Raw genomic sequence first — 7,537 nt, forward strand, 5'->3', positions numbered from 1 at the left:
ATACTTTAAGAAGTAAATATTTATCTACTTTAAGAGGTAGTTTCTAAATTAAAGTACAATGATAATGTTTACTTTAGGTGACATACATTAAGTGAATGTAAACTTAATACCGCTCGTTTAATGTGTGTCTTGACGTTAGTTACATCTAATGTCAAAGCAAGAGTTTTGCATTAGTTTACAGTCTTGTACCGTTTCCATATGAAGATGCATAAAAAGAACTCCACCGCTTGCGGCATATGCGCGAAGAGCGGAGGGGTTAGGAGGGGTAAAAATCTTGTACAGCTTCATAGAAAATTGGTATTAAGCAAGCGCTATTGAGTGTAGAGCTTGTTACTTAAATAAGAGCATTTACCATATGGCTCCACTAAATTTTTAATGTCAAATAAATTACAAGAGTGAAACAATGTTACAGAAATTTTGTACTATAGTAGACGTGTTAAGGGAAAGAGCTTTAGAGCAGAAAAGCCAAAGAGCTTATACCTTTATAAAAGATGCAGACACAGAATTAGCTAGTCTAACTTATGAAGAATTAGACCGACTGTCACGAGCGATCGCGGCAAAATTGCAGAGCATAGGAGCTAGCGGACAACGAGCCTTGCTGCTATATCCATCGGGGCTGGAATTTATTGCTGCCTTTTTCGGATGTCTGTATGCAGGAGTGGTGGCGGTTCCAGCTTATCCACCCAGACGCAATCAAAAAATGTCCCGGCTTGAGGCAATTGTCGCGGATGCCCAGCCTCAGGTGTTACTGACAACAGAGGCTTTATTAAGTAACATCAAGAGTCGCTTTTCTGAGAATGAAGGACTAGCCGACTTGCAGTGTTTTGCTACAGATAGCATCGACCGCTCTCAAGCAGAATCATGGCAAGAAACAGCTTTGTCCAGCAATACTCTAGCCTTTCTCCAGTACACTTCTGGCTCTACAGGAACTCCAAAAGGAGTGATGGTCAGTCACGGTAATGTGCTGCACAACGAACAGCTGATTCAGAAGGGATTTGAACAGAATTCACAATCTATTGTCGTTGGCTGGTTGCCTCTTTTTCATGACATGGGTCTTATTGGGAATTTACTTCAGCCTTTGTACTTGGGTATTCCATGCATTCTCATGTCTCCAGAGGCTTTTTTCCAACGCCCTTTGCGTTGGCTCCAGGCTATTTCCCACTACAAAGCTACTACCAGTGGCGGACCTAATTTTGCCTATGACTTGTGCGTACACAAGATTACTCCCGAAGAGAAGGCAACTCTCGACCTCAGTAGTTGGCAAGTGGCTTTCAACGGAGCCGAACCAGTCCGCGCCGAGACAATGAAAAAATTTGCAGAGGCTTTTGCATCTTGTGGCTTTCGTCACGAAGCATTTTACCCATGTTATGGTATGGCGGAAACGACTTTAATTGTTTCTGGTGGTTGTGCAAGCGCTCCGCCCGTCTTACAAACTGTCCAAAAAGCAGCACTAGAGAAAAATCAGGTGGTTTTAGCTGACAGCACAAAAGACAATTTCACTCAAACAATAGTTGGTTGCGGTCAACCGTTGGAGGATCTAAAGGTTGTTATTGCCCATCCGGAAACTATGACCCGCTGCAAACCTAATGAGGTGGGTGAAATTTGGGTATCTGGTTCTAGCGTTGCCCAAGGCTATTGGAATCGACCAGAACAGACCGAGGAAACGTTTCGAGCACAATTGCAAGATACTGGAGAAGGACCTTTTTTACGGACGGGGGACTTGGGATTTTTGCACGATGGCGAACTATTCGTCACCGGGCGTGTCAAAGATATGATTATCATCCGAGGGCAAAACCATTATCCTCAAGACATTGAACTGACCGTAGAAAAGAGCCATCCGGCACTACGCGCTGGTTGTGGAGCGGTGTTTACAGTCGAGGTTAAGGGTGAAGAGCGATTGGTCGTTGTTCAAGAGGTAGAGCGTAATTATTTGAGAAAACTCAATGTGAATGAGGTAGTTGGAAGTATTAATCAGGCTGTAGCGGCGGAACACGGTCTACAGGTTTATGCCACCGTACTGGTTAAGACCGGGAGTATCCCTAAAACTTCCAGTGGTAAAATACAGCGCAATACCTGTCGGTCTGAGTTCCTTCGTGGAAGTTTGAATGTCTTGGAAGATTGGAGTGAGAATCCAGAGAGCAAAACGAAATTCTTGCATTTGCATACTGAAATTGAATCACTGTTGCAACAATTGCAAGCTTCCAAGCAATAAGATCTGTGTTAGCACATCAAAGTTTGTAAAAGTCAAACATCTATCAAACACCCTGTGAAAAAACGTTTTAGTTAAACCTGTAGAGACACGAGCGATGGAAATGCTAAATGTTGAAGTCAAAGAGAATCTAACGATTTCTCCTAAAAAGGATGCACAAAAGGAGCTACTAACTGTCAAAAAAATTCAAGCTTGGCTTGTATCTCGTTTAGCAGAACAACTGGAAATTAACTCAAATCAGATTGATGTCACGATTCCTTTTGAGCAGTATGGTGTGGATTCCTTGACAGCAGTCAGTTTGACTGGTGACTTAGAAAAGTGGCTTGGATGCGAGATCGATCCTACTCTACTCTACGATTACCCAACTATTAAGGCTCTGGCGCAGCATTTATTTGAGGAAGTCGCAGTCAAGGTGTAAGCCGTAATTCGTTGGCTGACACATTAGTAATGATATGTAAAGGAAATGGAACCCATAGCAATTATCGGTATTGGCTGTCGTTTTCCCAGTGCTGACAACCCAGAAGTCTTTTGGCAAATCTTGCATAACAAAGTCGATGCCATCACTGAAGTACCAAAAGAGCGTTGGGATGTTGATGCCCTGTACGATCCAAAGCCAGCGACTCCAGAAAAAATGAATACCCGTTGGGGTGGCTTTTTGGAGCAGGTAGATCGATTTGAACCCAGTTTCTTTAACATTTCCCCTCGTGAGGCAGAGCCAATAGACCCCCAACAAAGATTGTTGTTGGAGGTGGCTTGGGAAGCTCTAGAAAACGCGGGAATTGCACCACAAAAGTTAGCTGGCAGCAAGACTGGAGTTTTTATTGGCATCTGCAACGCTGACTATCACAGGCTTCTCTATCAAAATTCCTCCTGCATAAATGCATATAGCGGCACGGGTACTGCTTCCTCCATTTCAGCTAACCGTATATCCTACGTGCTGGATTTAAGAGGTCCAAGTGTCGCAATAGATACTGCTTGCTCTTCGTCCTTGGTCGCAGTCCACTTTGCCTGTCAAAGTTTGCGGAGTGGCGAGTCCAGTATGTGCTTGGTTGGAGGGGTCAACTTGATTTTGTCCCCCGATATGGGCATAACTTTTTCTCAAGCGCAGATGATGGCATCTGACGGTCGGTGTAAAACTTTTGATGCTAAGGCTGACGGTTATGTACGGGGGGAGGGCTGCGGTGTAGTCGTTCTGAAACTCCTAAAAGATGCAATTCGGGATAAAGACAATATTCGGGCGATCGTCAAAGGCTCAGCAATTAACCAAGATGGTCTGAGCAATGGACTGACAGCACCCAATGCACTTGCCCAACAAGCGGTCATCCGTGAAGCTTTGAAAAATGCAGAAGTGACACCAGCGCAAATTAGCTACATTGAAGCTCACGGTAGTGCCACTTCTTTAGGAGATCCAATTGAATTTAAATCTTTAAAAGCTGTGCTCATGAAGGATCGTCAGCCAGACCAACCTTGTTGGATTGGCTCGGTTAAAACCAATATTGGTCATTTAGAAGCAGCGGCTGGAATTGCTGGGCTCATCAAAGTGGTACTTTCACTGCAACACGGGGAAATACTACCGAATCTACATTTGGTGCAGTTAAATCCTTATATTTCCCTCAAAGGAACAACTTTTTCTATCCCTACTGAATGCCAGCCTTGGGTTGCTGGTACAGAAAAACGTTTGGCTGGGGTCAGCGCCTTTGGCTTTGGGGGTACAAATTGTCACGTCATTCTAGAAGAAGCACCTATCGATTTTAGATTGAGCGATGCTGGTAAGAATCCAAAATCTGAAATCCAAAATCCAAAATCCACAGAATGCCCCCTGCACCTTTTGACGCTTTCGGCAAAAAGTGAGAAGGCGCTTGTGGAACTGGCCCAAAAGTATGTAAATTTCTTTGCATCTCATCCTGAAGTATCGCTTTTTGATGTTTGCTATACAGCCAATACGGGGCGATCGCATTTTAACCACCGCCTTGCTGTGATGGCTTCTTCTTGTGTACAAGCGCGAGAAAAACTAACAAACTTCTGCACTAAACAAGAATCAGCACAAGTCTTCAAGGGACAGGGCAGTAGTTTACCAAAAGTAGCCTTTCTCTTCACGGGTCAGGGGTCTCAATATGTGGGTATGGGACGCCAACTCTACGAAACTGCGCCCGTCTTCCGCACAGCCATCAATTGCTGCAATGAAATTTTGCGTCCCTATCTGGAAAAGCCTTTGCTATCGGTTCTTTACCCGGAACCAGGTCAGACTTCACCAATTAACCAAACCGCTTACACTCAACCCGCTTTATTTGCCATAGAGTATGCATTGGTACAATTGTGGCAATCCTGGGGAATTCACCCTGATGCTGTCATGGGTCATAGTGTCGGGGAATACGTTGCCGCCACTGTAGCGGGAGTCTTGAGTTTGGAAGATGGTTTAAAGCTGATTGCTAACAGAAGCCGCCTGATGCAGAGTCTACCGACCGGCGGTGAAATGGTAGCAGTGTTTGCTGATGAAAAATATATCCGTTTTGTTACTGAGATTGATAACAAAAGAGTCTCATTTGCTGCTTTTAATGGAGGGGGAAACACGGTAATTTCCGGTCAATCACAAGCAGTCCAAGAAATTTGTGCTGACCTAGAAGCAGCAGGAATACCGACCAAAAAGCTACAAACCTCTCACGCCTTCCACTCACCACTGATGGAACCGATACTGGCTCAATTTCGGGAGGTTGCCGATCGGATAACCTATGGTGTTCCCGACATAACCATTATCTCCAATCTTACAGGAGAGCCACTCACTCAGGAGGAGATATCAGCTGATTACTGGTGTCGCCATTTGCGCTACCCAGTACAATTTGCCAAAAGTCTCAAAGCACTTCACGCGGAAGGATACGAGGTGTTTGTGGAGATAGGGCCAAAACCAACATTGTTGGGGATGGGGCGTAACTGTTTGCCAGACAAGGTAGGAGTTTGGTTGCCTTCGTTGCGTCCGGGGCAAGAAGATTGGCAGGTATTACTCCAGAGTTTAGGGGAATTATACGTGCGTGGAGCAGAGGTAGATTGGTCTGGTTTTGACTGGGACTGCGGTCGTCGTCTGCAATTACCAACTTATCCTTTCCAACGACAGCGCTATTGGGTGGAGAGCGCCGCAAACGATAGTTCCCAAGCAGACAACTTATCCCAAGACAAGATTCAAAGCCCCATCGTGCAACTCCTAAACCAAGGAGATACCCAACACATAGTTCAAAATTTAGAAAAGACAGGAGAACTTTCAGAAGACGAGTTAAGAATGTTGCCAAAGCTATTAGAACTGTTAGTCAAACAAGACCGACAGTTGCTAGGAGCAGCATCTGTTAAAGATTGGCTTTACGAAGTAGAGTGGAAACAGTTGCCGCCTCAGGTAAAGGCTCAAGAGAAAAGCGGAATTCAAAAAATCGGTACTTGGCTAATTTTTGCTGACTTGGAGGGTGTGGGACAAAACCTGGCCAAACTTTTGCGATCGCAAGGTCACACCTGTATTTTAGTTCATCCGGGGAATACCTGTAATTTAAGAAAGGACGGAACTTGGTGCATTAGCCCTTCTAGCCCAGCAGATTTTAAATGTCTTTTCCAAGAAGTTTTAGAAACTCTAGAGCGTCCTTTACAAGGAATTATCCACCTGTGGAGTTTAGAGGCACAATCGGCTTCATCTCTGACAATCTCCTCTCTAGAACAAGCTCAGACCCTTGGTGTTGGTAGCGTATTGTATTTGCTACAAGCTCTCATCAAAGAACTGGAAACTAAAAAGAATAGGGATTTTCCCGCATCAGTTTCCCCCCTACCCCAATTGTGGTTGGTGACACGGGGAGCGGTACCAGTCGGTTCGGAACTTCCTGGGGTGGCGCAATCTTCTTTATGGGGATTGGGCAAAGTCGTGGCTCTAGAACATCCCGAACTGTGGGGCGGAATGCTCGATTTAGCCCCAGAATTTACTGGTGATGAGGCAATAGAACTGCTAGCAGAAATTGAGAATTCTTGTGGGGAAGACCATATCGCCTTTCGCAACGGCAATCGCTATGTCGCTCGCTTGGTGCCCAAACAACTGTCAGAATCCAAACAAGTGGCACTCCGCTCAGATAGCACTTACCTAATTACTGGAGGTTTGGGGGCTTTGGGATTGAGAGTAGCCCGTTGGATGGTGGCACAGGGGGCAAGACAATTGGTACTCACTGGACGCAGCAAAGCTTCAGATGAAGCGCAATCAATCCTCCGACAACTCGAACAACTTGGAGCCAAGGTTTTCGTTGCTCAAGCAGATGTGTCTGATGAAGCGGATGTACTGAAGTTGCTTGAAGCGATCGACACATCAATGTCACCCCTGCGGGGAATTGTTCATGCTGCTGGAGTTTTAGATGACGGCATCTTGCTACAGCACTCCTGGGAGCGTTATAGTAAAGTGATGGCTCCAAAAGTGAAAGGGGCATGGAATCTACACGCGTTGACCCAAGGTCTGCCGTTAGACTTCTTTGTTTTATTTTCTTCAGCAGCTTCATTACTAGGCTCGCCCGGTCAAGGGAATTACGTTGCTGCCAACAGTTTCATGGATGCCCTAGCTCATCATCGCCGATTCCAAGGACTACCGGGATTAAGCATCAACTGGGGACTTTGGGCTGATGTGGGGATGGCAACTGGTTTGGTAAACCGTTACCAGGCTGCCAATGCGATGGGATTAAAGAGCATCGCTCCAGAGCAAGGATTGCAAGTTCTAGAACAAGTTCTGGGACAAGCGACTTCACAGATTGGGGTATTACCAATCGATTGGTCGGTTTTGAGACAGCAATTAAGGGTTAGCGGTCAACTGCCATCGTTACTTGTTGAATTTGCTAACACAGAAGACCGGGCAGAAACTGCTCAGTCATCGGCTCTGCAGTCCGATATTCTACAAAAATTACAGGCGGCGGCGGCAAACGAACGCCTCTCCCTATTAACGACCCACATTCAAGGAGAAGTCGCCAAGGTTCTGGGGCTTCCACCATCTGAATTGCCCGATCCAAAACAAAACTTCTTTGATATGGGTATGGATTCTCTGATAGCAGTTGAGCTAAAAAACCAGTTGCAAAACCATTTAGGGCAATTCCTTCCCTCAACTCTAGCCTTTAACTATCCCAACATCAATTCCCTTGCTCAATACCTATCTCAAGATGTTCTTTCTCTAGATATTTCTGCTCAGACAAGTCAGGATTTACCACAAAATCAAGAAGAACTGACTACTTCTTTGGAAGAAATTAAACAACTTTCAGAAAGGGAGGTTATGGCTTTAATAGCTCAAGAATTTGAAGCGTATAGATAAGGAGATTTTCTGTTGAT

Annotated in this window: 3 protein-coding genes; all 3 read left to right on the forward strand. The window is 45.2% G+C overall.

Annotation, left to right across the window (positions count from 1 at the left end; genetic code table 11):
- Window positions 1–403 precede the first annotated feature (403 nt).
- The 3 genes from HC643_RS02060 (at window position 404) to HC643_RS02070 (ending at window position 7,520) form a co-directional block, all read left to right on the forward strand.
- On the forward strand, window positions 404–2,212 hold the full coding sequence (locus HC643_RS02060; RefSeq protein ID WP_038071981.1) for a fatty acyl-AMP ligase: 1,809 nt from the start codon (window positions 404–406) through the stop codon (window positions 2,210–2,212).
- Between the two features lie 100 nt (window positions 2,213–2,312).
- On the forward strand, window positions 2,313–2,627 hold the full coding sequence (locus tag HC643_RS41145) for an acyl carrier protein (RefSeq protein WP_038072000.1): 315 nt from the start codon (window positions 2,313–2,315) through the stop codon (window positions 2,625–2,627).
- A 45-nt stretch (window positions 2,628–2,672) separates the two neighbouring features.
- On the forward strand, window positions 2,673–7,520 hold the full coding sequence (locus HC643_RS02070; protein WP_038071983.1) for an SDR family NAD(P)-dependent oxidoreductase: 4,848 nt from the start codon (window positions 2,673–2,675) through the stop codon (window positions 7,518–7,520).
- Window positions 7,521–7,537 lie beyond the last annotated feature (17 nt).

This window comes from Tolypothrix bouteillei VB521301, assembly GCF_000760695.4.
Classification (GTDB): domain Bacteria; phylum Cyanobacteriota; class Cyanobacteriia; order Cyanobacteriales; family Nostocaceae; genus Scytonema; species Scytonema bouteillei_A.

Excerpts from the sequence above, each read along its gene's own strand:
- HC643_RS02070 (WP_038071983.1), top strand. The coding sequence starts at position 2,673 with ATGGAACCCATAGCAATTATCGGTATTGGCTGTCGTTTTCCCAGTGCT.
- HC643_RS02060 (WP_038071981.1), top strand. The coding sequence starts at position 404 with ATGTTACAGAAATTTTGTACTATAGTAGACGTGTTAAGGGAAAGAGCT.
- HC643_RS41145 (WP_038072000.1), top strand. The coding sequence starts at position 2,313 with ATGCTAAATGTTGAAGTCAAAGAGAATCTAACGATTTCTCCTAAAAAG.